The sequence below is a fragment of the uncultured Lacinutrix sp. genome (genome assembly GCF_947500325.1).
Classification (GTDB): Bacteria; Bacteroidota; Bacteroidia; order Flavobacteriales; family Flavobacteriaceae; genus Lacinutrix.
Map to the genome: position 1 here is coordinate 1 of NZ_CANMRQ010000109.1, position 268 is coordinate 268.

Consider the following 268-nt stretch of genomic DNA (forward strand, 5'->3'; position numbering starts at 1 on the left):
TCAATACAACAGATACAGATGGTGATGGTTTAACAGACTGTGAGGAAACAACAGGAATTGATGATCCAAGTACGACAGCAGTACCAACAGGAACATCAGATGAGACTGATCCATGTGATCCAATTGGTATCAATACAACAGATACAGATGGAGATGGTTTAACAGATTGTGAGGAAACAACGGGAATCGATGATCCAAGTACGACACTTGATCCAACAACATTCCCAGGAGGACCAACATCAGATCCAAATGATCCATGTGATCCAAT

Annotated in this window: 1 pseudogene; it reads left to right on the forward strand. The window is 41.4% G+C overall.

The window, feature by feature from the left end:
- Positions 1 to 268: pseudogene (locus Q0997_RS20390) on the forward strand (hypothetical protein); the annotation flags it as partial.